The 25856-nt window shown below is 54.4% G+C and carries 22 protein-coding genes; 5 read left to right on the forward strand and 17 right to left on the reverse strand.

Annotation, left to right across the window (positions count from 1 at the left end):
* The first annotated feature begins 9 nt into the window (after positions 1–9).
* Positions 10–1212 carry a phenylpropionate dioxygenase ferredoxin reductase subunit gene (gene hcaD / locus KQJ18_RS02860; protein WP_216421389.1) on the forward strand — a complete coding sequence of 401 codons (1203 nt, stop codon included), beginning with the start codon at positions 10–12 and terminating at the stop codon, positions 1210–1212.
* 78 nt (positions 1213–1290) lie between these two features.
* On the opposite strand, the gene glyA is transcribed toward hcaD, so the two are convergent.
* Complete coding sequence (gene glyA / locus KQJ18_RS02865; RefSeq protein WP_032939458.1) at positions 1291–2544, reverse strand: serine hydroxymethyltransferase; 1254 nt, start codon at positions 2542–2544, stop codon at positions 1291–1293.
* 326 nt (positions 2545–2870) lie between these two features.
* Between glyA and hmpA the strand changes: the two genes are divergently transcribed.
* Positions 2871–4061, forward strand: a complete 1191-nt coding sequence (gene hmpA / locus KQJ18_RS02870; RefSeq protein WP_069324438.1) for an NO-inducible flavohemoprotein — start codon at positions 2871–2873, stop codon at positions 4059–4061.
* Between the two features lie 101 nt (positions 4062–4162).
* Here the strand turns inward: hmpA and glnB are convergent, their stop codons facing one another.
* From glnB to purL, 5 genes are all read right to left on the reverse strand, one after another.
* Entirely contained in the window at positions 4163–4501 is a 339-nt protein-coding gene (gene glnB / locus KQJ18_RS02875) for a nitrogen regulatory protein P-II (protein WP_000717694.1), read from the reverse strand.
* Between the two features lie 60 nt (positions 4502–4561).
* The gene (glrR, locus tag KQJ18_RS02880) at positions 4562–5896 is read right to left on the reverse strand and encodes a two-component system response regulator GlrR (protein ID WP_304441077.1); all 1335 of its coding nucleotides are present in this window, start codon (positions 5894–5896) and stop codon (positions 4562–4564) included.
* Positions 5896–6639: a two-component system QseEF-associated lipoprotein QseG gene (gene qseG, locus KQJ18_RS02885; RefSeq protein ID WP_085049306.1), complete on the reverse strand. Its 744-nt coding sequence runs from the start codon at positions 6637–6639 to the stop codon at positions 5896–5898. The genes glrR and qseG overlap by 1 nt, the downstream gene beginning before the upstream one ends.
* 22 nt (positions 6640–6661) lie before the next feature.
* Complete coding sequence (gene qseE, locus KQJ18_RS02890; RefSeq protein WP_137350969.1) at positions 6662–8092, reverse strand: two component system sensor histidine kinase QseE/GlrK; 1431 nt, start codon at positions 8090–8092, stop codon at positions 6662–6664.
* A 599-nt stretch (positions 8093–8691) separates the two neighbouring features.
* The gene (purL, locus tag KQJ18_RS02895; RefSeq protein ID WP_216421393.1) at positions 8692–12579 is read right to left on the reverse strand and encodes a phosphoribosylformylglycinamidine synthase; all 3888 of its coding nucleotides are present in this window, start codon (positions 12577–12579) and stop codon (positions 8692–8694) included.
* 257 nt (positions 12580–12836) lie between these two features.
* Here purL and mltF point away from each other — a divergent pair, with 257 nt between their 5' ends.
* Positions 12837–14387, forward strand: a complete 1551-nt coding sequence (mltF, locus tag KQJ18_RS02900; protein ID WP_137347036.1) for a membrane-bound lytic murein transglycosylase MltF — start codon at positions 12837–12839, stop codon at positions 14385–14387.
* 40 nt (positions 14388–14427) lie between these two features.
* On the opposite strand, the gene tadA is transcribed toward mltF, so the two are convergent.
* Genes tadA through murQ form a run of 4 tightly spaced genes read right to left on the reverse strand, consistent with a single transcriptional unit; the run spans position 14428 to position 17889 of the window.
* Positions 14428–14925 carry a tRNA adenosine(34) deaminase TadA gene (gene tadA, locus KQJ18_RS02905; RefSeq protein ID WP_038642688.1) on the reverse strand — a complete coding sequence of 166 codons (498 nt, stop codon included), beginning with the start codon at positions 14923–14925 and terminating at the stop codon, positions 14428–14430.
* Between the two features lie 57 nt (positions 14926–14982).
* A complete protein-coding gene (gene yfhb / locus KQJ18_RS02910; RefSeq protein WP_204526164.1) occupies positions 14983–15618 on the reverse strand; it encodes a phosphatidylglycerophosphatase C in 636 nt (211 codons plus the stop codon).
* Positions 15619–15621: 3 nt separating this feature from the next.
* Positions 15622–16986, reverse strand: a complete 1365-nt coding sequence (locus tag KQJ18_RS02915) for a PTS transporter subunit EIIC (protein WP_216421394.1) — start codon at positions 16984–16986, stop codon at positions 15622–15624.
* 9 nt (positions 16987–16995) lie between these two features.
* On the reverse strand, positions 16996–17889 hold the full coding sequence (murQ, locus tag KQJ18_RS02920) for an N-acetylmuramic acid 6-phosphate etherase (RefSeq protein ID WP_216421398.1): 894 nt from the start codon (positions 17887–17889) through the stop codon (positions 16996–16998).
* 117 nt (positions 17890–18006) lie between these two features.
* Here murQ and KQJ18_RS02925 point away from each other — a divergent pair, with 117 nt between their 5' ends.
* The gene (locus KQJ18_RS02925) at positions 18007–18855 is read left to right on the forward strand and encodes a MurR/RpiR family transcriptional regulator (protein ID WP_085049300.1); all 849 of its coding nucleotides are present in this window, start codon (positions 18007–18009) and stop codon (positions 18853–18855) included.
* 55 nt (positions 18856–18910) lie between these two features.
* Positions 18911–19171 carry a YfhL family 4Fe-4S dicluster ferredoxin gene (locus KQJ18_RS02930; protein ID WP_038642696.1) on the forward strand — a complete coding sequence of 87 codons (261 nt, stop codon included), beginning with the start codon at positions 18911–18913 and terminating at the stop codon, positions 19169–19171.
* On the opposite strand, the gene acpS is transcribed toward KQJ18_RS02930, so the two are convergent.
* The 7 genes from acpS to lepA all read right to left on the reverse strand — a co-directional run bounded on the left by acpS (position 19168) and on the right by lepA (position 25672).
* Entirely contained in the window at positions 19168–19548 is a 381-nt protein-coding gene (gene acpS, locus KQJ18_RS02935) for a holo-ACP synthase (protein WP_038642698.1), read from the reverse strand. The genes KQJ18_RS02930 and acpS overlap by 4 nt on opposite strands.
* A complete protein-coding gene (gene pdxJ / locus KQJ18_RS02940; protein WP_003838383.1) occupies positions 19548–20279 on the reverse strand; it encodes a pyridoxine 5'-phosphate synthase in 732 nt (243 codons plus the stop codon). Before pdxJ ends, acpS begins: the two co-directional genes overlap by 1 nt.
* 11 nt (positions 20280–20290) lie before the next feature.
* Complete coding sequence (gene recO, locus KQJ18_RS02945; RefSeq protein WP_038642700.1) at positions 20291–21019, reverse strand: DNA repair protein RecO; 729 nt, start codon at positions 21017–21019, stop codon at positions 20291–20293.
* 11 nt (positions 21020–21030) lie between these two features.
* The gene (era, locus tag KQJ18_RS02950; RefSeq protein WP_042306656.1) at positions 21031–21936 is read right to left on the reverse strand and encodes a GTPase Era; all 906 of its coding nucleotides are present in this window, start codon (positions 21934–21936) and stop codon (positions 21031–21033) included.
* The gene (gene rnc, locus KQJ18_RS02955; protein ID WP_003037579.1) at positions 21933–22613 is read right to left on the reverse strand and encodes a ribonuclease III; all 681 of its coding nucleotides are present in this window, start codon (positions 22611–22613) and stop codon (positions 21933–21935) included. The genes era and rnc overlap by 4 nt, the downstream gene beginning before the upstream one ends.
* Positions 22614–22882: 269 nt before the next feature.
* The gene (gene lepB / locus KQJ18_RS02960) at positions 22883–23857 is read right to left on the reverse strand and encodes a signal peptidase I (protein ID WP_038642704.1); all 975 of its coding nucleotides are present in this window, start codon (positions 23855–23857) and stop codon (positions 22883–22885) included.
* 15 nt (positions 23858–23872) lie between these two features.
* Positions 23873–25672, reverse strand: a complete 1800-nt coding sequence (gene lepA, locus KQJ18_RS02965; RefSeq protein WP_038642706.1) for a translation elongation factor 4 — start codon at positions 25670–25672, stop codon at positions 23873–23875.
* Positions 25673–25856 lie beyond the last annotated feature (184 nt).

Here is a 25856-nt window from a genome sequence, read left to right on the forward strand (position 1 = left end):
GGAGTCATCATGAACGAACAGATTATTGCCATCATCGGCGGCGGCCAGGCGGGAGCGATGGCCGCCGCTGCGCTACGTCAGCAGGGGTTTAGCGGACCGTTACACCTCTTTTCTGACGAGGCTCACCTACCCTACGAGCGCCCGCCGCTGTCAAAAGCGATGCTGCTGGACGATAACCCGCAGCTTCAGCCGGTTCTGCCCGCCAGCTGGTGGCAGGAACACAACGTGCAGTTGCATCTGGGCGTTACGCTACGCGAGATTGATCGCGCCTCGCGTACGTTAACGCTCGCCGATGGGCAAACCTACCGCTGGACTCAGCTGCTGCTGGCTACCGGGGCCGCCGCCAGACCGCTACCGCTGCTGGATGCGCTGGGCGAGCGCTGTTTTACCCTACGTCATGCGGGAGATGCCGAGCGTCTCCGGGCTGCGCTACAGCCAGGAAAATCGATCGTGATTGTCGGCGCGGGCACCATTGGCCTGGAGCTGGCGGCCAGCGCCACCCAGCGCGGCTGCCGGGTGACGGTGGTCGAACTGGCATCAACGGTGATGGGCCGCAATGCGCCTGCGCCGGTGCGCGACTATCTTTTAGCCCGCCATCAGCAGGCCGGGGTGAGAATGCTGCTCAATAGCGCCATTGAGCACGCTGAAGCGGGAGAATTTCTCACGCTCACGCTGCAAAACGGCGAAATACTGAAGGCCGATGCGGTCGTTTACGGCATCGGCATCGTGGCGAACGATACGCTGGCCCGCGACGCGGGGCTGGAAACGGCCAATGGTATTATTGTCGATAGCGCCTGCGCCACCTCCGACCCGGTCATTTTCGCCGCCGGTGATGTGGCGCTCACTCGCCAGCCGGACGGCTCCTTAAGGCGCATAGAAAGCTGGGAAAATGCCAACTGCCAGGCGCAGGTCGCCGCCGCCGCGATGCTCGGTTTACCCCTGCCGGAAGCCACGCCGGGCTGGTTCTGGACCGATCAATACAGCGATAACCTGCAATTTGTTGGCGAAATGCAAGGAGAAAGTTGGCTCGTACGTGGCGATCCTGATGCGCAGAAAGCAATATGGTTTAGTTTGCAGAATGACGTCGTTGTCGGCGCAGTGACGTTGAACCAGGGCCGGGAAATGCGCTTATTGCGGAAATGGATTCAGGCTAAGAAAAAGCCGCCAGTGGCGGCTTTAGTCGATGAAACAATCTTGCTTAAGTCACTATAACTGGCGGATGTCTCTTCGTTTATCCGGCCTACAGGTGAGTTACCTGTAGGCCGGATAAGGTCCAGCAATCAATATGACTTACGCGTAAACCGGGAAGCGCGCGCAGATATCCAGCACTTTACCTTTGATGCGCTCAATTACCGCTTCATCATTGATATTGTCCAGAACATCACACATCCAGCCAGCCAGCTCTTTCACTTCCGCTTCTTTAAAGCCACGGCGAGTGACAGCCGGAGAACCGATACGGATACCGGAAGTCACAAACGGGCTCTTCGGATCGTTCGGTACGCTGTTTTTGTTGACGGTGATGTTAGCACGACCCAGTGCAGCGTCGGCTTCTTTACCGGTCAGGTTTTTATCAACCAGATCCAGCAGGAACAGGTGGTTTTCAGTCCCACCGGAAACCACTTTGTAGCCGCGGTTCAGGAACACTTCCACCATCGCTTTGGCGTTTTTCGCAACCTGCTGCTGGTAAACTTTGAACTCTGGCTCCATCGCTTCTTTCAGCGCCACGGCTTTCGCCGCAATCACGTGCATCAGCGGGCCGCCCTGCGCGCTTGGGAACACGGCGGAGTTCAGTTTTTTGTACAGCTCTTCATCACCGCCTTTCGCCAGGATCAGGCCGCCGCGCGGACCCGCCAGGGTTTTGTGGGTGGTGGTGGTCACAACGTGAGCGTGCGGAACCGGGTTCGGGTAAACGCCAGCGGCAATCAGACCGGCAACGTGCGCCATGTCGACGAACAGGTATGCGCCGATGCTGTCAGCGATTTCACGCATTTTTGCCCAGTCAACCACGCCGGAGTAGGCAGAGAAGCCACCGATAATCATTTTCGGTTTGTGCTCTTTGGCCTGCTTAGCCATGTCTTCGTAGTCAATTTTACCGGACTCATCAATGCCGTAAGGAATGATGTTGTACAGTTTGCCGGAGAAGTTAACCGGGGAGCCGTGAGTCAGGTGGCCGCCCTGCGCCAGGTTCATACCCAGCACGGTATCGCCCGGCTGCAGCAGCGCGGTGTAGACAGCGAAGTTAGCCTGAGAGCCAGAGTGCGGCTGTACGTTAGCGTAGTCAGCGCCAAACAGCTCTTTAGCGCGATCAATAGCCAGTTGCTCAACGATATCAACGTACTCGCAACCGCCGTAGTAGCGCTTGCCCGGATAACCTTCAGCGTATTTGTTGGTCAGCTGAGAACCCTGCGCCTGCATTACACGCGGGCTGGTATAGTTTTCGGAGGCGATCAGTTCGATGTGCTCTTCCTGACGTACTTTTTCCTGCTCCATAGCCTGCCACAGTTCGGCATCATAATCGGCAATGTTCATTTCACGCTTTAACATCCGCATCTCCTGACTCAGCTAACAAGTAAATTTTGGCCTGAAAAGGCAGTCTTCCAGGACTTCGGCCAACAGTATAACCGAATCATTCTTCGATAACAGGTCTTGACAAAGGATTTTACGCAAACGATTACCTTCACGGCACACAAGGCTTTGGAGAACAAAGGTCTGCTGAATTTCAACGGATTTCTTTTCAGGTTTGTGATGCAGATTTTTCACGATGTAACCTTTACAACGCAAAGTTACAAAGAACCATTTACAATGCAGGGGTATTTTTTATAAGATGTATTTGACATACATCATTAAAGTTTCAGATAAAGGAAGACCGTATGCTTGACGCACAAACCATCGCTACAGTGAAAGCCACCATTCCCCTGCTGGTTGAAACAGGTCCGAAGCTGACCGCCCATTTCTACGATCGCATGTTTACGCATAACCCAGAGCTGAAAGAAATTTTCAACATGAGTAACCAGCGCAATGGCGACCAACGTGAAGCGCTGTTTAACGCCATTGCCGCGTATGCCAGCAACATCGACAACCTGCCAGCGCTGTTGCCAGCCGTTGAGAAAATCGCCCAGAAACATACCAGCTTCCAGATTAAACCAGAGCAGTACAACATCGTAGGAAGTCACCTGCTGGCCACGCTGGACGAAATGTTCAGCCCGGGCCAGGAAGTGCTGGATGCGTGGGGCAAAGCATACGGCGTGCTGGCGGGCGTGTTTATTAACCGTGAAGCGCAAATCTACAGCGAAAACGCCAGCAAAACCGGCGGTTGGGAAGGTACGCGTCCTTTCCGTATCGTGGCGAAAACGCCGCAAAGCCGCGCGATTACCAGCTTTGAGTTTGAACCCGTCGATGGCGGCGCAGTGGCGGAATACCATCCGGGTCAATACCTGGGCGTCTGGCTGAAGCCGGAAGGTTTCCCGCATCAGGAAATCCGTCAGTATTCGCTGACCCGTAAGCCAGATGGCAAAGGCTACCGTATTGCCGTGAAGCGCGAGGACGGTGGTCAGGTTTCAACCTGGCTACATAACCACGCCAATGTCGGCGATGTGGTTCACCTGGCCGCGCCAGCGGGGGATTTCTTTATGGACGTCGCGACCGATACGCCGGTGTCGCTGATTTCCGCAGGCGTGGGCCAAACGCCAATGCTGGCGATGCTGGATACGCTGGCGAAAGCTCATCATACGGCGCAGGTTAACTGGTTCCACGCGGCGGAAAATGGCGATGTACATGCTTTCGCCGATGAAGTAAAAGAACTCGGCAAAACGCTGCCACGCTTTAGCGCACATACCTGGTATCGTGAGCCAAACGAAGCCGATCGCGCGAAAGGTGCGTTTGATAGCATTGGTCTGATGGATCTGAACAAACTGGAAGGGGCAATCAGCGATCCGGCGATGCAGTTTTATCTGTGCGGCCCGGTCGGCTTTATGCAGTTCGCCGCGAAGCAACTGGTCGGTCTGGGCGTGAAAAACGAGAACATTCATTACGAATGCTTCGGCCCGCATAAAGTATTGTAATGTATTACGCGAGTAGGCCGGATAAGGCGTTTACGCCGACATCCGGCAATCACTCTGCCTGATGCGCTACGCTTATCAGGCCTACAAATTAACGGCGCGGCTTAGATTGCCGCGTCGTCTTCTTCACCGGTACGAATACGAATAACGCGCGCCACGTCGAAAACAAAAATCTTACCGTCCCCGATTTTACCGGTCTGCGCGGTACGAATAATGGTGTCAACGCAGGTATCGACGATGTCGTCGGGAACCACAATTTCAATTTTTACCTTCGGCAGAAAATCCACCATGTATTCCGCACCACGGTATAACTCGGTATGGCCTTTCTGACGGCCAAACCCTTTCACTTCTGTCACAGTCATACCGGTAATGCCGACTTCAGCCAGCGCTTCACGGACGTCGTCCAGCTTGAAAGGTTTAATAATCGCATCAATCTTTTTCATGCTATTCCTTGAAAAGGTCGCCTGTCTTTTGATCGAATAAAGCTAACATAATCCGCAGATTTATTCTTTGAAATCGTTTGCATCCAGCTCATGGCGAGAAAGCAACTTGTAGAACTCGGTGCGATTGCGCCCCGCCATTCGCGCCGCGTGGGTCACATTGCCTTTTGTGATTTGCAATAGTTTGCGCAGGTAGTTAAGTTCAAACTGATTGCGCGCTTCAACAAAAGTCGGCAGCGCGGTGTTCTCCCCTTCCAGGGCCTGCTCCACCAGCGCATCGCTGATAACCGGCGAAGAGGTCAAGGCCACGCACTGCTCAATCACGTTGACCAACTGGCGTACGTTGCCCGGCCAACTGGCGGTCATCAAACGCTTCATGGCATCGGTCGAGAAGGCGCGCACGAAGGGTTTGTGCCGTTCAGCAGACTGTCGCAGCAGGTGGTTTGCCAGCAGCGGAATATCTTCCGTACGCTCGGCAAGCGCCGGGATCTTCAGACTAACCACGTTGAGGCGATAGTACAAATCTTCACGGAACTCACCCCGCGCCATCGCTTTAGGCAGGTCGCGGTGGGTAGCCGATATAATGCGCACATCAATGTCTATATCGCGGTTACTGCCCAGCGGCCTGACCTTGCGTTCCTGTAATACGCGCAGCAATTTGACCTGTAACGGCGCGGGCATATCGCCAATCTCATCAAGGAACAGCGTCCCGCCTTCCGCCGCCTGAAACAGGCCCTCGCGATTGCTTACCGCACCGGTAAAGGCGCCGCGCGCATGACCAAACAGTTCGGATTCCAGCAGCTGTTCCGGTAACGCGCCGCAGTTAATAGCAATGAATGGCTTGTGGCTGCGCGGGCTGGCGTTATGAATCGCCTGGGCAAACACCTCTTTCCCGGTTCCGCTTTGACCGTTAATCAATACGCTCACATCCGATTGCGCTACCATCCGCGCCTGTTCTAACAGACGCAGCATCAGCGGGCTGCGGGTGACGATAGACTCACGCCAGCTGTCATCAGTGGCTGGCGCAGACTGTTCCAATGCGCCATCAATCGCGTGGTATAACGCGTCTTTATCAACCGGCTTGGTGAGAAAACTGAATACTCCTTGCTGCGTCGCGGCAACGGCGTCAGGGATGGAACCGTGAGCAGTGAGGATGATAACCGGCATTCCAGGTTGTACTTTCTGGATTTCAGTAAACAGCTGCATGCCGTCCATTTCATCCATACGCAGATCGCTGATAACCAGATCCACTTTTTCGCGGTTCAGCACCCGTAACCCTTCCTGCCCACTTTCGGCGGTTACGACGCTGTAACCTTCGCTGGTCAGTCGCATACCGAGCAATTTCAACAGGCCCGGATCGTCATCCACCAGCAGCAGATGTGCGGGCTTACGGCTTATCATGGTGTGACCTCATCGGCAGATGGCGCAGTGCCATCCTCGTTATCAGGCGTGGTGAGTTTATCATTCCCGTGCGGCGCGTCAGGATTGTAGCTGCCGGCAGGTTTGCGCGTGGAAAGCTGACGTTCTATATCGGTCAGATTCTCCAGCTTACGGGTTGTGAGATCGAGCTGGGACTGCAAATGCTGCTGCTGTTGACGCAGCGTGTCCAGATCGCTGTCCGATGTTTGCTGGAGTTTACTGTAGCGCATACGCTCTTCGGCAAGCTGCAGTTGTAGCGTTTGGCTGCTGAGCCAGACCTGATACAGCGGTCTGACTTGCGGCGGAATTTGCGGACTTAATACCTCGAGGCGCGTAACAGCCTCCCGCCTTTCAGGTGGCGTAATGTTAGCGTTATCAAGCAGAATCCCGCGTCTGAAAGCCCCCTGCCAGGTATCTGGCATCATCATACTGGCTTCACTGCGCGCCTGTACCGGCATCAGGCGATTGGCGCAATCCATAGCCCGCAGCCAGTACAGTGGGTTTGTCTCTGTAGGCTGGCTCGTCAGGGACCAGATATCCGTACACTCGGTTGCAAGATAGTCCGCCAGTTGGTAAGGCGGGATTTTCTCCTGAGAGGGATCGCCAGTAACATGATTCACCGCGTTCGGCACACACCCGGCCAGCGCCAGACACGGCAGGCTCATAAGCAAGACTCGACGGAAAAAATGTCGTTTAAGCATTCGGAAAACAACGTGTGGCATACTCACCAGACTTAGGTTTATTTTAGTGATTTTTTGCAGCAGATAGGGGCAATTCTATGCGAAAACAAACGCTTTGCGCATGGTCATCAACCAGATACAGTTTGCCTCGCATACGGCGGATGCAATCTCTGGCAATGCTCAGCCCCAACCCGCTTCCTTTTACCGCCCCTTTTCGCTGATGGCTACCCTGGAAAAAAGGCTCGAAGATCATGGTCTGTTCTGCTTCTGGAATCGGTGTGCCTGTATTCGTTATATCGATGTATACCGTTGAGCCATGCAAACTGCTGCGAATCCAAATGTTACCGGATTCAGCGCCATAGTGCACCGCATTGGAATAAAGATTGTCCAGCACGCTCATCAACAGCATCGGTTCCGCCAGGCAGGTGTTCGCCTCAAGCGCTACCTCAGTATGTATCATTTTGCCGCGAGCAGGCAGGCTATGTGCAGAAACAACGCTTTCAACCAGCGGCGCGATGTCCACACTCTCAAGCTCAACCACGTCATCCGCCAGTTTGCGGTTGTAATCAAGAAGCTGCTCAATCAGCTTTTGCAGGTTACGGCTGCTGTCATCCAGAATACCGACCACCTCTTTTTGCTCCGGCGTAAGCGGTCCAACAACCTGATCGGCCAGCAACTCCGTCCCTTCACGCATGCTCGCCAGCGGCGTTTTCAGCTCATGGGAAAGATGACGTAAAAACTGATGCCGTTGCGACTCAAGCCAGGAAAGACGTTCGCTCAACCAGATAATGCGCTGACCGACAGACCTCAGCTCACGCGGCCCGGTAAATAATACGCTGTCGCCCAGCGAGCGCCCTTCCCCCAGCCGATTGATCATCCTTTCTATGCCCTTCACCGGGCCGATAATCATACGAGTGAACAGCAGTACCATCGCCAGGCTGACGAGAAACAGCACCAGCGCCTGCCAGCCGAAGAACTGCCCACGTTCGGCAATTTCCTGCTGTAGCTGCTGGCCACGAGAAAAGACCACGGTGCGCGTCGCCTGTACCATCTCGGTATTGGCATTCGCAAACGCTTCCAGCCGGGCTGCCGCTACGCTATCTGGACCGCTGTTATTGCACTGTAATTGCGCGAGGTCGTTGAGATCCTGACGTAACGCCTGATAAAGCTTGGTATCCGGCAACACGCCCGCATGCGCATCCAGCATGTCGCTATAGCGCTTACGCTGACTCTGGTAGACCTTTGCCAACGTTGAGTCATCAAGCACACAATACTGCCGGTAGCTACGCTCCATCTCCAGCGCGGCGTTGGTCATCGCCTCACTGCGTCTGGCGTCAATCAGCGTGGTTCGGTTGGTCAGCGCCGCCTGCGCGCTCAAGGCATTCAGGCTTTGCCACGCCTGCCAGGCCAGAACTAACAACGGCAGCAGAATCAGCAAGAATGCCAACATAACCAATTGACGTAAAGATCGGGGGAAAACTGACCAGCGCTTCAAGGCGTTACTCTCAATGGACAGGAATAGCTTGATGCTAACTGAGGGGAACGCCAGATACAACAAAGCCGGGATTAACCCGGCTTTGTTGTGGAATAAGGCGGTGCCTAACTCGACGTTTCGCCCGGAGGTTGATATGAGCCATGCTAATATCAGATGTTGGACGGCAGGCACCTTGTTGTGCGTCATTCGAAGTTTATGTAGCGCTTCCCGAAGGGGCTGACATAAGAAGGTGAATGAGCCACTGGTTAATATTATGCAGCATCTGTGCCAATATTCAAAACACTTTGTTAACACAATGATAGATATGAAGAATATCGTTGTTCATGCAAAAAATGGTTCTGCCGGTTTTTTGCACTTTCTGTCGCCAATCAGCAACACCTGTAGCACTTAAAAACAAAACAATTATAAATCATATAGTTAAATGTCTCTTTTTGACGACATCGTCACCCCGCCCATGTCGGGATTTCCCGACACTTTAATTTTGCGGCATAAGCACTGAGTTTATTGCCGGATGGCGGCGTAAACACCTTATCCGGCCTACAAAGAGACAGGCAAAAAAAAAGCCCCTCGCAGGAGGGGCTTAATGGCTATCGGGCTAATTAACCGAGCTGTTTGCGCGCGTTGCGGAAAATACGCATCCACGGGCTGTCTTCGCCCCAGTTTTCCGGGTGCCAGGAGTTAGCCACGGTGCGGAACACACGTTCCGGATGCGGCATCATAATGGTGACGCGACCATTTTCAGTGGTAACGGCAGTAATACCGTTCGGCGAACCGTTCGGGTTAGCCGGGTAGGTTCCGGTCACCTTACCGAAGTTATCAACGTAGCGCAGCGCCACCAGGCCTTTGCTCTCAAGCTGAGCCAGATGCGCGTCGTCACGCACTTCCACACGGCCTTCACCGTGAGAAACGGCAATCGGCATCATCGAACCAACCATATCGCTAAGCAGTAAAGACGGGCTTTGCGTCACTTCGACCAGGCTGAAGCGGGCTTCAAAACGATCGGAGTGGTTACGCACAAAGCGCGGCCACAGGTCGCTTCCCGGGATCAGTTCGCGCAGGTTAGACATCATCTGACAACCGTTACACACGCCCAGCGCCAGCGTTTGCGGGCGATGGAAGAAGGTTTCAAACTCATCACGGACGCGGTTGTTGAACAGAATCGACTTCGCCCAGCCCTCCCCGGCGCCGAGCACATCACCGTAAGAGAAGCCGCCACAGGCTACCAGCGCCTGGAAATTCCCCAGACCGATACGTCCGCCCAGCAGATCGCTCATGTGCACGTCGATAGCATCGAAGCCCGCACGATGGAAAGCGGCCGCCATCTCGACGTGGGAGTTAACGCCCTGCTCACGCAGTACAGCGACTTTAGGACGTGCGCCGGTGGCGATGTACGGGGCAGCAACATCTTCGTTGATATCGAACGTCAGTTTAACGTTGAGGCCAGGATCGGCGTCGTTGGTTTTAGCGTCGTGTTCCTGATCGGCGCACTCCGGGTTGTCGCGCAGACGCTGCATCTGCCAGGTGGTTTCTGCCCACCACATACGCAGGGTAGTACGGCTTTCGCTGAACACCGGCTGTCCGTTAGCGGAGAGAGTGAAGCGGTCGCCTTCCACGGCTTTGCCGAGGTAGTGTACGCAGTCTGCCAGGCCGTTGGCCGCCAGAATGGCTTCCACCGCGTCACGGTCAGCGGCGCAAACCTGGATCACCGCGCCCAGTTCTTCGTTAAACAGCGCTGCCAGACGATCGTCGCCCAGCGTGCTGATATCAGCCTCAATACCACAGTGCCCGGTGAAAGCCATTTCCGCCAGCGTCACCAGCAAGCCGCCGTCGGAGCGATCGTGGTAAGCCAGCAGCTTGCGCTGTGCGACCAGCGCCTGCATGGCCTCGTAGAAGCCTTTCAACTGCGCCACATCACGTACGTCGGCCGGTTTGTCGCCCAGTTGGCGGTAAACCTGCGCCAGCGCGGTCGCGCCGAGTGCGTTGTGGCTCAGACCAAGGTCAATTAACAGCAGGGCATTATCTTCAGTAGAGAGCTGCGGAGTAATGGTGTGGCGCACGTCTTCCACTCGGGCAAAAGCGGTGATCACCAGTGACAACGGCGAGGTCATTTCGCGCTGTTCGTTGCCTTCCTGCCAGCGGGTCTTCATCGACATGGAGTCTTTACCCACCGGAATGGTCAGGCCAAGCGCCGGACATAATTCTTCCCCGACGGCTTTTACCGCTTCGTATAACCCGGCATCTTCACCCGGGTGACCCGCAGCCGCCATCCAGTTTGCGGAGAGTTTAATGCGTTTGATGTCGCCAATCTGTGTTGCCGCAATGTTAGTCAGCGCTTCACCTACCGCCAGACGGGCAGAAGCTGCGAAGTCCAGCAGAGCGACTGGCGCACGTTCGCCGATAGACATCGCTTCACCATAGTAGCTATCAAGACTGGCGGTGGTCACCGCACAGTTAGCCACCGGGATCTGCCACGGCCCGACCATCTGGTCACGCGCCACCATACCGGTAACGGTACGGTCGCCGATGGTTACGAGGAAGGTTTTTTCCGCGACGGTCGGCAGATGCAGTACGCGGTTCACCGCATCGGCAATCGAGATTTCGCCACGATTCAGGGCATCACCCTTCGCTTTCAGCGTCTGCACGTCGCGGGTCATCTTCGGCGTTTTGCCCAGCAACACGTCCAGCGGCATATCGATCGGCTGGTTGTCGAAGTGGCTATCGCTCAGGGTCAGATGCTGCTCTTCGGTGGCTTCGCCAATCACCGCGTACGGCGCGCGCTCACGCTTACACAGCTCGTCAAACAACGGCAACTGGTCAGCGGCCACCGCCAGCACGTAACGTTCCTGAGATTCGTTACACCAGATTTCCAGCGGGCTCATACCCGGCTCGTCGCTGAGGATATCGCGCAACTGGAATTTACCGCCGCGACCGCCATCGCTTACCAGCTCCGGCATGGCGTTGGACAGACCGCCCGCGCCGACGTCGTGAATAAACAGAATCGGGTTGGCATCGCCCATCTGCCAGCAGCGGTCGATAACTTCCTGACAGCGGCGTTCCATTTCCGGGTTATCGCGTTGTACGGAGGCGAAGTCGAGATCGGCATCAGACTGACCGGAAGCCATAGAGGATGCAGCGCCACCGCCGAGGCCGATGTTCATCGCCGGACCGCCGAGGACAATCAGCTTCGCGCCGACGACGATCTCGCCTTTCTGCACGTGATCGGCGCGGATGTTGCCGATCCCGCCCGCCAGCATGATCGGCTTGTGGTAGCCGCGCAGCTCTTCACCGTTGTGGCTGTTAACCTTCTCTTCGTAAGTTCGGAAGTAGCCGGTCAGCGCCGGGCGACCAAATTCATTATTAAAGGCCGCGCCGCCTAATGGCCCTTCGGTCATGATATCCAGTGCGGTAACGATACGGTCCGGCTTACCAAAGTCTTCTTCCCATGGCTGTTCAAAGCCCGGAATACGCAGGTTGGAAACGGAGAAGCCCACCAGCCCGGCTTTCGGCTTCGCGCCGCGCCCGGTTGCGCCTTCATCACGAATTTCACCGCCGGATCCGGTTGCCGCGCCCGGCCACGGAGAGATGGCGGTCGGGTGGTTGTGAGTTTCTACCTTCATCAGGATATGGGCTGGCTCCTGATGGAAATCGTAGCGACCGGTTTTGTGGTCGGCAAAGTAGCGCCCCACGTCAGAACCTTCCATCACCGCGGCGTTGTCTTTATAGGCGGACAGCACGTGGTCCGGCGTGGTTTCAAAGGTATTTTTGATCATCTTAAACAGCGACTTCGGCTGCTGTTTACCGTCGATAACCCAGTCGGCGTTAAAAATCTTGTGGCGACAGTGCTCAGAGTTGGCCTGCGCGAACATGTACAGTTCGATGTCGTTCGGGTTGCGCCCCAGTTTGCTGAACGCGTCCTGCAGATAGTCGATTTCATCCTCCGCCAATGCCAGGCCGAGACGCACGTTGGCGTCAATCAGCGCCTGACGGCCCTCACCCAGCAGATCGACGCTGGAGACCGGCGCAGGCTGGTGATGCGCAAAGAGTTTTTCGGCATCGTTTAGCGCAGAGAAAACCGTTTCCATCATGCGGTCGTGCAGTACGTCGGCAACCTCCTGCCACTGCTCCGCAGTCAGCGTAGAAGCTTCGACATAGTAAGCAACGCCACGTTCCAGACGGCTAATCTGTTGTAGGCCGCAATTGTGGGCAATATCAGTCGCTTTAGAAGACCACGGGGAGATGGTGCCCGGACGAGGGGTGACCAGCAGTAATTTGCCCTCAGGAGCGTGGCTGTGAAGAGCAGGACCATATTTCAGCAGGCGTGCAAGCTGCGCGTGCTCATCTTTATTCAACGGTGCGTTCAGATCGGCAAAATGGACGTACTCGGCGTAAATATTGTGGACCTGGAGGTTGGCAGCCTGAAAACGTGCCAGCAGTTTGTTAATACGGAATGCAGACAGTGCAGGTGAACCACGCAGAATTTCCATCATAAGTCTCTCGTCTTCTAAGCTTTCGGTGTGCCCAAGTGGGGGAAACGGGCGGTATTATAAAGAATCTACCGCGCCGACGAAACCGTTTGCGTCGAAATAAAATCGCGGCCTCGTCTTATCATCAAATGCGGTCTGTTTTCTGAATAAGTTGCCAACTGACGCAAGTTTAAGCAAAATGCCGCTCATTAATGACGACTTCACTTCTTAAACAACACTACAGCAGGCAGAGACAACGTACGGTTCAGAGAATTAACTAATTGAAAAAATTAAAGATTAATTATCTGTTCATCGGCATATTAACGCTGTTGTTGGCAGCGGCCCTCTGGCCATCTATTCCCTGGTTCGGTAAAGCCGAAAATCGTATCGCCGCCATTCAGTCGCGGGGAGAACTGCGCGTCAGTACCATTGACTCGCCATTAACTTATGCGACCCTCAACGGCAAAAAATTCGGTCTGGATTATGAACTGGCCCAGGCGTTCGCCAACTATTTAGGCGTGAAATTAAAAATCACCGTGCGCCAGAACATCAGCCAGCTGTTTGACGACCTGGATAACGGGGATGCCGATCTGTTAGCCGCAGGTCTGGTGTATAACAGCGAGCGGGTGAAAAATTACCAGCCCGGCCCGACCTATTACTCGGTGTCACAACAGCTGGTGTATCGGGTTGGGCAATATCGCCCTCGAACCCTGGCTAGCGTGAATGAAAATCAGTTGACTATCGCCCCGGGACATGTGGTGGTTAACGATCTCCAGCAGCTAAAAGAGAAAAAATTTCCCGACCTGAGCTGGAAAGTGGATGACAAAAAGGGCACCACTGAACTACTTGATGATGTCATCGCCGGTAAGCTGGATTACACCATTGCCGATTCCGTCGCCATCAGCCTGTACCAACGCGTACACCCTGAGCTGGCCGTCGCGCTGGACGTCTCCGACGAACAGCCGGTGACCTGGTTTAGTCGTCTGGACGATGACAATACGCTGGCCGCTGCCCTGTTGGATTTCTTTAATTCCATGAACGAAGAGGGTTCCCTGGCAAGACTGGAAGAGAAATATCTTGGACATGGCGATGATTTTGACTATGTCGACACCCGCACCTTTTTGCGCGCCGTAGACAGCGTGTTGCCAGACCTCAAGCCGCTGTTTGAGAAGTATGCGCAGGAAATAGACTGGCGACTGCTTGCCGCGATCTCTTATCAGGAGTCGCACTGGGACGCGCAGGCCACTTCTCCGACCGGCGTACGCGGACTGATGATGTTGACCAAAAATACCGCCCAGAGTCTCGGGCTGACTGACCGTACCGATGCCGAACAGAGCATCAGCGGCGGCGCGCGTTATTTGCAGGATATGATGAGTAAAGTGCCGGATACCGTCCCGGAAGGAGAACGGATCTGGTTTGCGCTTGCCGCCTACAATATGGGTTATGCGCATATGCTGGACGCGCGGGCGCTGACGGTCAAAACCAAAGGCAATCCGAATAGCTGGTCCGATGTAAAACAGCGGCTACCGCTGCTCAGCCAAAAGCCGTATTACAACAAGCTGACCTATGGCTATGCGCGTGGTCATGAAGCCTACGCCTATGTGGAAAATATCCGTAAATACCAGATAAGCCTGGTGGGATATCTGCAAGAAAAAGAAAAGCAGGCGCAGGAAACGCAGCAACTGGCGCAGGATTACCCGGCGGTGTCGCCCGCGGAGTTATTAGGTAAAGAGAAATTCCCGCTTTCCGCGTTTCTGTCTCAGACGTCGTCAAACTACCTGACGCACTCCCCTTCCCTGCTGTTTTCAGCGCAAAAGAAAGAGGAAAAGTAGTCTTATCGGCCTGATAAACATCAGACAATCAGACCAGCATTTACGCATTGGCGGATTTTTTCAGGGCTTTGATTTCCTGACGACGCATACGAAAGAAATCGCTGAGCAGCGTGGCACATTCATCCCGCAGGACTCCCTCTGTCACTTCAACCCGATGATTCATTCCAGGGTGATGTAGCACGTCAATTAATGAACCCGCCGCCCCCGTTTTCGCATCGCGCGCGCCAAAAACCACCCGGCCGATACGGCTGTGCACCATCGCGCCGGCGCACATCACGCACGGCTCCAGCGTGACGTACAACGTGGCATCCAACAGACGGTAATTTTGCAGCACCAGGCCGCCCTGACGCAGCGCCATAATTTCAGCGTGGGCCGTGGGATCATGGTGACCAATCGGCCGGTTCCAGCCTTCGCCAATGACGCGGTTATTATGCACTAATACTGCGCCCACCGGGACTTCACGCTCATCCCAGGCGCGCTTAGCCAGCGTTAAAGCATGACGCATCCAGTATTCGTGGCTAAATTCAACTTCAGACAAAGGGGGTAACTCCAGTAATCAAAGCGGGCGCATTATACACAGACGCTCTCGTTTACTCTATTCGAGTTGTTGCAGTTCCCCACGCGGCGTGACGCGCCAGCGATGCTGGCAAAAAGAGAGCAGCGGGTTGTCCTGCTTACTGTCGCTATAACCACTATAAAGTTGCAGCGGCGCGCCAATCTGGCGTTCCAGCTGTGTCACTTTCTCATGCCCCAGACAACGCAGAGGCAACACCCAGCCACCGTATCCTCGCGCCATTTTACTGGCGATCAGATTGACGCGCGGTAGCCACGGGGTATCAAAGTAAACCTGCTCCACCAGCGACTGTGGGGAGCCGGTGATAAGCCAGATGTCGGCGTCAGAGCTTAACAGATAGGTGGTAAGCCGCTGCTGTACGAGCGGAAACGCCGTCACGTTATTGCGAAACCAACGCACAAAATCGGCCTGGTGCGCTTTCAGATGCGCCTCGCTGCGACCAAAAGTGCATCCCCACAGCAACAGACTCATCGGCCAGCGTGCCGCGCGTCCTTTTATCAACAACGCCAGCGCAATCACCGGTAACAGAGGCAGCACAAGCAGCACGTTCAGCGGCTGACGACGCAGCAGATAACGTATAAAACTCCCGAACATATCCTGCTGATGTAACGTGCCATCCAAATCAAAAAAGACAACGCGGCGCTGGTGATTGGTCAAACTTTATTCCTCTGGATCGTTGAACCCCAATAGCCAGGTAAACAGAAACCCGGCAATAACTGCTACCAGATAGCCTAACAGATAGAACATCACTTTTCCGGCAACAATCGTTAATGCCAGCGGTAATCCTGAGATACCAAAGGTGATAACCGTCGCCACTTTCCAGTAGCTTATCAGCGCCCCGCCTACCGCTCCGCCAAGACAGGCACCGATAAACGGCTTACCCAACGGCAGCGTAACGCCAAAAATCAGCGGTTCGCCAATCCCCAACAATCCAACCGGCAACGCCCCTTTGATCACCTTTTTTAGTCGTGCGTTGCGGGTTTTCATCAGCACCGCAATCGCAGCACCGATTTGCCCAACACCCGCCATTGCAAGGATTGGGAAGAGCGCGTTATAACCATGCGCCTGCACCAGTTCGACGTGGATAGGCACTAACCCCTGATGAAGTCCGGTGAGCACCAGCGGCAGGAAGGTTCCCGCCAGTATAGCGCCGACCAGAAAACCGCCGCGATCGATAGCCCAGGATGCGCCGTGAGCGATAGATTCGGAAATCCAACCGCCCAACGGTTGCAGCGCCACTATCGCAATAGCCCCGGTAATAATGGTGGTCAGCAGTGGGTTAAGGATCAGTTCCAGTGATTCCGGCAGCAGTTCGCGGAATTTGCGTTCGATCCAGCACATCAACGCTACCACCAACAGCACGGCGATTACCCCGCCGCGCCCCGGCTGCAGCGTTTCGCCAAACAGGGTAATTTGCGCCAGTTGCGGACTGGAGAGGATCCCCGCCATCACTCCGCCCATCGCCAGAGAACCGCCAAAGACTTTAGCGGTATTCACCCCGACCAGAATATTCATAATGGCAAACACGGCGCTGCCAAATATGCCCATCAGTCCAAGTAAATTCGGATAGTGGGTCGCAAAATCCCCGACGATATCCGGTCGCTTAAGGATGTTAATAATGCCGGTAATTAAACCGGAGGCGATAAACGCCGGAATAAGAGGGATAAAGACGTTCGCCAGCTTACGCAGCGCATCGCTCATCGGCGCTTTGTATTTCGCTTTAGCCGCTGACTTCGTGCGCTCGATATCATGCGCATCGGTGCGCTCGCCGCCATCGGCAATCAGGGCGCGCATAGCATCCACCACCCTGGCGGCTTTACCGGGACCGACGATGATCTGGTGCTGCGCGCCCTGCTTCACGTAGCCGCTGACGCCGGACAGTTGCTTGAGTCGGGATACATCGAGCTGAGCCTCATCCCGGACTTCCACCCTGACACGGGTCATACAGTTTTCCATGCGCAGAATATTTTTCTCTCCGCCAACGCCCAGCAAAATGTCGCTGGCCAGCACCGCCGTCTTATCCATATACACCTCTTAGCGTTCTAACGCCGCGCGTAAAAAACCCTGGTGAGCGGCAAGCTTTTCGCGGGCGGCAGCAGCGTCCAGGCCGGTGAGCGCCATTAAAATGGTGGGTTTAACCTCAAAGTCAGTCTGCTTTAACAGCGCTTGTGCCTGCTCACGCGCAATGCCAGTGGCCTCAACCACCATGCGACACGCCCGATCGACCAGTTTGACGTTGGTTGCCTGCATATCCACCATCAGGTTCTGATACACCTTGCCAAACTTCACCATCGCACCGGTGGAGATCATATTGAGCACCAGTTTTTGCGCAGTGCCGGATTTCAGTCGTGTTGACCCCGTCAGGGCCTCCGGCCCTACCACAGGGGAGATGGCAATATCCGCTTCATGAGCAATAGGAGAGTCCGGATTGCAGGAAATCGCCACCGTTGTACAGCCTACCGTCCTGGCATATTTCAGCCCACCAATCACATACGGCGTACGACCTGACGCCGCCAGACCAACCACCAGATCCTCTGGGGTAAGGTTGAGCGTACGCAGATCGTCTTCACCTAACTGCGGGTTATCTTCCGCGCCTTCAACCGCCTTCAGCAACGCGCCCGGTCCTCCGGCTATCAGGCCAACCACCAGACCGTGCGGTACGCCGAAAGTCGGTGGGCATTCAGAGGCATCCAGCACGCCAAGACGCCCGCTGGTACCCGCGCCCATGTATATAATGCGTCCGCCCGCTTTAAGCGCATCCGCCGCCGCATCGACCGCTCGCGCAACTTCAGGAAGAGTGGCTTTTACTGCTTGTGCTACCAGCGTATCCTGTTGATTAAAACGATGAACCAACTCCAACGTGGAGAGCGCATCAAGATCCATGGTCTGAGGGTTACGGGTTTCTGAAACTAATGCACCGAGATTCATTTTTTGGTCCTTAGGAATTTTTAATTCATAATAATCTGTCATAATGGAATATTATATTCATCCAGGCGAGGGAAATTTTGTTTTGTAATCGCCATCACGTTTTCGCCAGGAGACAGCATGAACTGTTTAATTCGCATTCGTCAGCGTTACCCGGATCTCGCGCAAAGCGATAAAAAACTTGCGGATTATCTCCTTGCTCAACCAGATACCGCGCGTCATCTCAGCTCACAGCAGTTGGCCTTCGAAGCGGGCGTCAGCCAGTCCAGCGTGGTGAAGTTCGCGCAAAAATTGGGTTTTAAAGGATTTCCGGCACTGAAACTGGCGATTAGCGAAGCGCTGGCCAGTAATCCCAACCCCCATTCTGTTCCGGTGCATAACCAGATTCGGGGTGATGACCCGATGCGTCTGGTGGGCGAAAAGCTGATTCAGGAGAACGTGGCGGCGATGCATGCGACGCTGGATATTAACAGCGAAGAAAAACTGTTGGAGAGCGTCACGATGTTGCGCTCTGCCCGACGTATTATTCTGACCGGTATTGGCGCATCGGGTCTGGTCGCGCAGAACTTTGCCTGGAAGCTGTTGAAGATAGGTTTTAACGCGGTAGTCGAACGTGATATGCACGCCCTGCTGGCGACGGTGCAGGCGCTTTCACCAGGCGATTTGTTGCTGGCTATTTCGTACACCGGTGAGCGCCGCGAACTTAATCTGGCGGCAGATGAAACGCTGCGTACCGGGGCCAAAATTCTCGCCATCACCGGATTTACGCCCAATGCCCTGCAGCAACGTGCAAGTCATTGTCTGTATACGATTGCCGAGGAACAGGCTACGCGCAGCGCCGCGATCTCCTCCACCCACGCGCAAATGATGCTCACCGATTTACTGTTTATGGCGCTGGTGCAGCAGGATCTGGAGCATGCCCCGGAACGCATTCGTCACAGCGAAGCGCTGGTAAAAAAACTGGTCTGAGCAAAGAATGCGCGTATAATGCCCGCCCGATTTGTGATGTTTTGAGAGTTTCCTGATGGCCCTGTTAATCACTAAAAAGTGTATCAATTGCGATATGTGCGAACCTGAATGCCCGAATGAGGCGATTTCGATGGGTGACAGCATTTACGAGATTAACAGCGACAAATGTACGGAATGCGTAGGCCATTACGACACGCCAACCTGCCAGAAGGTGTGCCCGATCCCCAATACTATTTTGAAAGATCCGGCACATTTAGAGAGTGAAGAGCAGTTGTGGGATAAATTCGTCCAGATGCATCACGCGGACAAAATCTAACTTTCAATAATCACCGTGGCGCAGGCGTAGTGACGCTCATCGGCCAGCGTCACATGCATATGGGCGACGCCGAGTTTTTCCGCCAGGTTTAACGCCTCTCCCCATAACCGCAGACGCGGCTTACCGAGCTCGTCGTTGAAAACCTCAAACTGGTTGAACGCCAGGCCGTTGCGGATACCCGTACCAAAGGCTTTTGCTGCCGCTTCTTTAACCGCAAAACGCTTCGCCAGAAAACGCACCGGCTGCTGATGCGTCTCCCAGATTGCCCATTCGTTGTCGCTGAGCACGCGTCTTGCCAGACGGTCACCGGAGCGGGAGATCACCGCTTCAATGCGGGCAATCTCCACGATATCCGTACCTAATCCCAAAATCGCCATTAGCCACGCGCTTCCAGCATCAGGCGTTTCATTTCTACTACCGCGTCTTTCAGACCGCTCATCACTGCGCGTCCGATAATGGCATGACCGATGTTCAGTTCGTGCATTTCAGGGATCCGCGCGATGGCTTTAACGTTGTGGTACGTCAGGCCGTGACCCGCATTCACCTTCAGGCCAAGGCTTGCGGCAAAGGTCGCCGCTTTGGCGATACGCGCCAGTTCGCTGGCCTGTTCCGCGTCAGTTTTCGCATCAGCGTAACAGCCGGTGTGAATTTCAATAAACGGCGCGCCAACTTCAGCAGCGGCTTTAATCTGTTCTTCGTCGGCATCAATGAACAGTGAAACCAGAATGCCAGCATCCGCCAGGCGTTTACAGGCGTCGCGCATTTTGTCGCGTTGACCGGCGACGTCCAGACCACCTTCGGTGGTAACTTCCTGGCGTTTTTCCGGCACCAGGCAGCAAAAATGCGGCTTCGTCTCAACGGCAATGGCCAGCATCTCTTCGGTTACCGCCATTTCCAGATTCATACGGGTATCCAGCGTCTGGCGCAGAATACGCACGTCTCTGTCGGTAATATGGCGACGGTCTTCACGCAGATGTACGGTAATGCCGTCTGCGCCCGCCTGTTCAACGATAAACGCCGCCTGAACCGGGTCCGGGTATGCGGTGCCGCGTGCATTACGTAAAGTGGCAATGTGGTCAATGTTGACGCCTAACAGTAATTCAGCCATGACAATCCTCGTTAATCATTTTTAATTTTTACTGCGCGTTTTGGCATAAATTGCCGGAACAGTTCCCGGCTTTTTAACGGCTTACCACCAAGATACGGCTTTAACGCCATGCGGGTAAAGCGTTTCGCAGCGCGAAGCGTATCAGCATCCGGAAATTCACGCGACTCAAGCGCTTTCAGATGGCGTCCGGTAAAGGTGGCGTTATCAATCACTACACTTGCGATAAATCCTTTCTCTTCCCGATAGCGATAGGTCATGGTGTCATCTACCGGCTCACCGCTACCCGCGCAGTGGGTAAAATCCACGCCATAACCCAGATGACCGAGTAAAGCCAGTTCAAAGCGACGCAAGGCAGGCTCTGGCGAACCCGTCGCGCCTGCCAGCGCCTGAATACAGTTCAGGTAGTCGAAAAAGAGTTCAGAAAAGCGGGTCTCGTATTCAAGCACGCGTGAGATAAGCTCGTTGATATACAGACCGCTATACAACGTAATACCGCTTAGAGGGAGTGCCAAAGAGACGGCTTCGGCGCTACGCAAGGTTTTGACCTCACCACGTCCACCAAAGCGAAGCAGTAACGGCGTAAAAGGCTGGAGAGCGCCTTTAAGATTGGAACGTTTGGAACGTGCGCCTTTGGCTACAAGGCGCACGCGGCCCGATTCTTCCGTGAAGACGTCCAGCACGAGGCTGGTTTCGCTCCACGGGCGGCTGTGCAGGACAAAAGCGCGTTGCCAGCCCTCCATCGGGGTTATTCTCAGAGATCGTCGCCGTAACCGAGGCTGCGCAGCGCGCGTTCGTCATCGGCCCAGCCGGATTTCACTTTCACCCACAATTCAAGGTGAACAGGCGCTTCGAACATTTCCTGCATGTCTTTACGCGCTTCAATACCGATGGTTTTAATTTTGGCCCCTTTGTTGCCAATCACCATCTTCTTCTGCCCTTCACGTTCGACAAGGATCAGACCGTTGATATCGTAGCCGCCGCGCTCGTTAGAGATAAAACGCTCAATCTCAACGGTGACGGAATACGGCAGTTCAGCGCCCAGAAAACGCATCAGCTTTTCACGGATGATTTCAGAGGCCATAAAGCGCTGAGAACGATCGGTGATGTAATCTTCCGGGAAGTGATGAATTGCTTCCGGCAGATGCTTACGTACGATACCCGCAATGGTATCAACATTCAGACCGGTCTCGGCAGAGATCGGCACGATGTCGAGAAAGTTCATCTGGCTGGCCAGGAACTGCAGGTGCGGCAGCAGATCGGCTTTTTCCTGAACGTTATCGACTTTGTTCACTGCCAGAATTACCGGGGCTTTACCATCACGCAGCTTGTTGAGCACCATTTCGTCGTCCGGCGTCCAGCGAGTGCCTTCCACAACGAAAATCACCAGCTCAACATCACCAATCGAGCTGCTCGCCGCCTTATTCATCAAGCGGTTAATGGCACGTTTTTCTTCCATATGCAGGCCCGGGGTATCAACATAAATCGCCTGATACGCGCCTTCGGTATGGATGCCAACAATACGGTGACGAGTTGTCTGAGCCTTACGAGAGGTAATAGAAATCTTCTGCCCAAGCAGATTATTCAACAAGGTGGATTTGCCAACGTTCGGGCGGCCGACGATGGCAATAAATCCGCAGTAGGTTTTATCGATGCTCATTCCAGCTCCAGTTTTTTCAACGCCTGTTCGGCGGCAGCCTGCTCAGCCTTACGACGGCTCGAACCTGTGCCAACCACCGGTTCACTCAGGCCGCTGACCTGGCAGTGGATAGTAAATTCTTGATCGTGAGCTTCACCACGGACCTGCACCACCAGGTAGGACGGCAGCGGCAGGTGGCGACCCTGCAAATATTCCTGCAGGCGCGTTTTCGGATCTTTTTGTTTGTCGCCTGGGCTAATTTCATCCAGACGGGTTTGATACCAATTCAGGATCAGTTGTTCAACGGTTTGAATATCGCTGTCGAGGAAGACGCCGCCGATCAAAGCTTCAACGGTGTCCGCCAGGATCGATTCACGACGGAAACCGCCGCTTTTCAGCTCGCCTGGCCCCAAACGTAAACATTCACCGAGGTCAAACTCACGGGCTAATTCTGCCAGCGTATTACCGCGAACCAGCGTCGCGCGCATGCGGCTCATATCACCTTCATCCACACGCGGGAAACGGTGATATAACGCATTAGCGATGACAAAGCTCAAAATAGAGTCGCCTAAAAATTCTAAACGCTCGTTATGTTTGCTGCTGGCGCTACGGTGAGTTAATGCCTGCTGCAACAGCTCCTGATGATTAAAAGTGTAGCCCAGCTTCCGTTGAAGCCGATTAATTACGATGGGGTTCATGCGATACCAATAAATGAATGCGTCAACAATTCAGCACACGAAACAGACCTGATATACGCCATTCACTTAGCCATCTGGCATCGTCTGAATGCTTTTGTATACAAACCAACGCTGTTTCGTGTGCCGTGGCAACCTGTCGGTGCCAACCTAAAACTTCGGGGGAATATTCTATACACAACGACAAGGGATGTCGTTAGTCTGCGGGAATTTATCCGAGAAATAATTCACGTTGTCGCCATAATGACGACAACGTGAACGATTATTAGCAATTAATGAATACCACCAATACGGCTTAAACGCACGCCGGTCGGCCATTCACCCTCTTGCTTGTCGAAACTCATCCAGATTGCAGTCGCTTTACCCACCAGATTCGCTTCCGGCACAAATCCCCAGTAACGGCTGTCCGCGCTATTGTCACGGTTATCACCCATCATGAAGTAGTGTCCCGGTGGGACGATCCAGGTCGCTAGCTGCTGGCCAGGCTGACGGTAGTACATCCCTACCTGATCCTGCGCGATTGGCACGGTCAGAATGCGGTGCGTTACCTCACCGAGCGTTTCTTTACGTTCGGTGAGGCGAATACCGTTCTCTTTCGTTTCGTTCAACGGAACTTCAAAGAAACCGCTGGTCGCTTCCCCGCCGTTGCGACGAGCAAAGGTCTGCACAAAATCACTTGGCTGAACATCAGAGTAGGTTACCGGCAGCGCATTTTCACACGCCTGACCGGAGCTGCAACCAGGCTGAATAGTCACCTCTTTCGCCACCGGATCGTACGTCACTTTGTCTCCCGGTAAACCGACAGCGCGTTTGATGTAGTCCAGGCGCGGATCTTCCGGGTATTTAAACACCACGATATCACCGCGTTTCGGATGGCCGGTTTCGATCAACGTTTTCTGGTAAATCGGATCTTTAATCCCGTAGGCGAATTTCTCCACCAGGATAAAGTCGCCAATCAACAGCGTCGGCATCATCGAACCTGACGGGATCTGGAACGGTTCATAAATAAACGAACGCACCACCAGCACGATAGCTAATACCGGGAAAACGGATGCGCCAGTTTCCAGCCAGCCCGGCTTAGGGGCCACTTTTTTCAGCGTTGCTTTATCCAGTGAATCACCTGCAGCAGCTTGCGCTGCTGCCTGACGCTCCCGGCGTTTTGGCGCGAAAATGAATTTATCTACGCACCATAAAATGCCCGTCACTAGTGTGGCAATCACCAGAATCAGGGCAAACATGTTCGCCATGCCAACTCCTTAAGATTATTTGCTGTCTTTACCGACATGCAGAATGGCGAGGAACGCTTCCTGCGGCAGTTCGACGTTACCGATCTGCTTCATGCGCTTTTTACCCTCTTTCTGTTTTTGCAGCAGCTTTTTCTTACGGCTGATGTCGCCACCGTAGCATTTCGCCAGAACGTTTTTACGCAGTTGCTTCACCGTTGAACGCGCGATGATGTGCGTGCCGATGGCCGCCTGGATCGCGATATCAAACTGCTGGCGCGGGATCAGATCTTTCATCTTCTCGACCAGCTCACGGCCACGGCTCTGGGAGTTGTCGCGGTGAGTGATCAGCGCCAGCGCATCAACACGTTCGTTGTTGATGAGGACATCAACACGCACCATGTCAGACGCCTGGAAGCGTTTGAAGTTATAGTCCAGCGACGCATAGCCACGGGAAGTCGACTTCAGGCGGTCGAAGAAGTCGAGTACCACTTCCGCCATCGGAATTTCATAGGTCAGCGCGACCTGGTTACCGTGATAAACCATGTTGGTTTGTACGCCACGTTTCTCGATACACAGCGTGATGACGTTACCAAGGTAAGCCTGCGGCAGCAGCATGTGACACTCGGCGATCGGCTCGCGCAGTTCGTAGATGTTGTTCAGCGGCGGCAGCTTGGACGGGCTATCGACGTAGATTGTCTCCTTCGCCGTGGTTTCCACTTCGTAAACTACGGTCGGCGCGGTAGTGATCAGATCCAGATCGTATTCACGTTCCAGACGTTCCTGAATGATCTCCATGTGCAACAGGCCGAGGAAGCCACAGCGGAAGCCAAAGCCCAGCGCGGTTGAGCTTTCCGGCTCATAGAACAAGGAAGCGTCGTTCAGGCTCAGCTTGCCGAGCGCATCACGGAAGTTTTCGTAATCGTCAGAGCTGACCGGGAACAGACCGGCATAAACCTGCGGTTTCACCTTCTTGAAACCTGGTAGCGCTTTCTCTGCCGGGTTACGCGCAGACGTTAAGGTATCACCCACCGGGGCGCCAAGGATGTCTTTAATCGCACAAACCAACCAACCTACCTCGCCGCATTTCAGCTCGGTACGGTCAACCTGTTTCGGCGTGAAGATACCCAGACGGTCGGCGTTATAAACCTGACCGGTGCTCATCACTTTAATCTTGTCGCCTTTACGCATGGTGCCGTTTTTAATACGCACCAGCGAAACCACGCCCAGGTAGTTATCGAACCAGGAGTCGATGATCAGCGCCTGCAATGGGCCTTCCGGATCGCCTTCCGGCGGCGGAATGTCGCGCACCAGACGTTCCAGCACGTCGGTCACGCCCACGCCGGTTTTCGCCGAGCAGCGTACTGCGTCGGTGGCGTCGATGCCGACGATATCTTCAATTTCTTCCGCTACACGCTCAGGGTCAGCGGCTGGCAGGTCAATCTTGTTCAGTACCGGCACCACTTCCAGATCCATTTCCATGGCGGTGTAGCAGTTGGCCAGCGTTTGCGCTTCTACACCCTGCCCGGCGTCAACCACCAGCAGTGCGCCTTCACAGGCGGCAAGCGAGCGGGAAACTTCATATGAGAAGTCGACGTGGCCCGGGGTGTCGATAAAGTTAAGCTGATAGGTTTCACCATCAGATGCTTTGAAATCGAGCGTCACGCTCTGCGCTTTGATAGTAATACCGCGCTCACGCTCAAGATCCATCGAGTCGAGAACCTGCGCTTCCATTTCACGGTCAGACAGGCCACCGCAGATCTGGATAATACGGTCAGACAGCGTCGATTTACCGTGGTCGATGTGAGCAATGATTGAAAAGTTACGTATGTTCTTCATATAGAGTAATTATTGTGCCTTACGCCCGCCTGAGCAGGCTCTGAGAAGTCGCTGATCTGAGCTTAACGTCTGTTTAAGTGAAACGCCGCATTCTACACTACAACGCTGAGGCGAGGAAACGTTCATAGAGCAAGGATAGCGGGAACTGGAAACAACCTTACAAAGTCGGTGAAACTTTTGCCGG

It is taken from the genome of Citrobacter sp. S55_ASV_140, from assembly GCF_018919505.1.
In the GTDB taxonomy this organism is placed as follows: Bacteria; Pseudomonadota; Gammaproteobacteria; order Enterobacterales; family Enterobacteriaceae; genus Citrobacter; species Citrobacter werkmanii.

Excerpts from the sequence above, each read along its gene's own strand:
- hcaD (WP_216421389.1), top strand. The coding sequence starts at position 10 with ATGAACGAACAGATTATTGCCATCATCGGCGGCGGCCAGGCGGGAGCG.
- glyA (WP_032939458.1), bottom strand. The coding sequence starts at position 2,544 with ATGTTAAAGCGTGAAATGAACATTGCCGATTATGATGCCGAACTGTGG.
- hmpA (WP_069324438.1), top strand. The coding sequence starts at position 2,871 with ATGCTTGACGCACAAACCATCGCTACAGTGAAAGCCACCATTCCCCTG.
- glnB (WP_000717694.1), bottom strand. The coding sequence starts at position 4,501 with ATGAAAAAGATTGATGCGATTATTAAACCTTTCAAGCTGGACGACGTC.
- qseG (WP_085049306.1), bottom strand. The coding sequence starts at position 6,639 with ATGCCACACGTTGTTTTCCGAATGCTTAAACGACATTTTTTCCGTCGA.
- purL (WP_216421393.1), bottom strand. The coding sequence starts at position 12,579 with ATGATGGAAATTCTGCGTGGTTCACCTGCACTGTCTGCATTCCGTATT.
- KQJ18_RS02915 (WP_216421394.1), bottom strand. The coding sequence starts at position 16,986 with ATGGATAAGACGGCGGTGCTGGCCAGCGACATTTTGCTGGGCGTTGGC.
- murQ (WP_216421398.1), bottom strand. The coding sequence starts at position 17,889 with ATGAATCTCGGTGCATTAGTTTCAGAAACCCGTAACCCTCAGACCATG.
- KQJ18_RS02925 (WP_085049300.1), top strand. The coding sequence starts at position 18,007 with ATGAACTGTTTAATTCGCATTCGTCAGCGTTACCCGGATCTCGCGCAA.
- KQJ18_RS02930 (WP_038642696.1), top strand. The coding sequence starts at position 18,911 with ATGGCCCTGTTAATCACTAAAAAGTGTATCAATTGCGATATGTGCGAA.
- acpS (WP_038642698.1), bottom strand. The coding sequence starts at position 19,548 with ATGGCGATTTTGGGATTAGGTACGGATATCGTGGAGATTGCCCGCATT.
- pdxJ (WP_003838383.1), bottom strand. The coding sequence starts at position 20,279 with ATGGCTGAATTACTGTTAGGCGTCAACATTGACCACATTGCCACTTTA.
- recO (WP_038642700.1), bottom strand. The coding sequence starts at position 21,019 with ATGGAGGGCTGGCAACGCGCTTTTGTCCTGCACAGCCGCCCGTGGAGC.
- era (WP_042306656.1), bottom strand. The coding sequence starts at position 21,936 with ATGAGCATCGATAAAACCTACTGCGGATTTATTGCCATCGTCGGCCGC.
- rnc (WP_003037579.1), bottom strand. The coding sequence starts at position 22,613 with ATGAACCCCATCGTAATTAATCGGCTTCAACGGAAGCTGGGCTACACT.
- lepB (WP_038642704.1), bottom strand. The coding sequence starts at position 23,857 with ATGGCGAACATGTTTGCCCTGATTCTGGTGATTGCCACACTAGTGACG.
- lepA (WP_038642706.1), bottom strand. The coding sequence starts at position 25,672 with ATGAAGAACATACGTAACTTTTCAATCATTGCTCACATCGACCACGGT.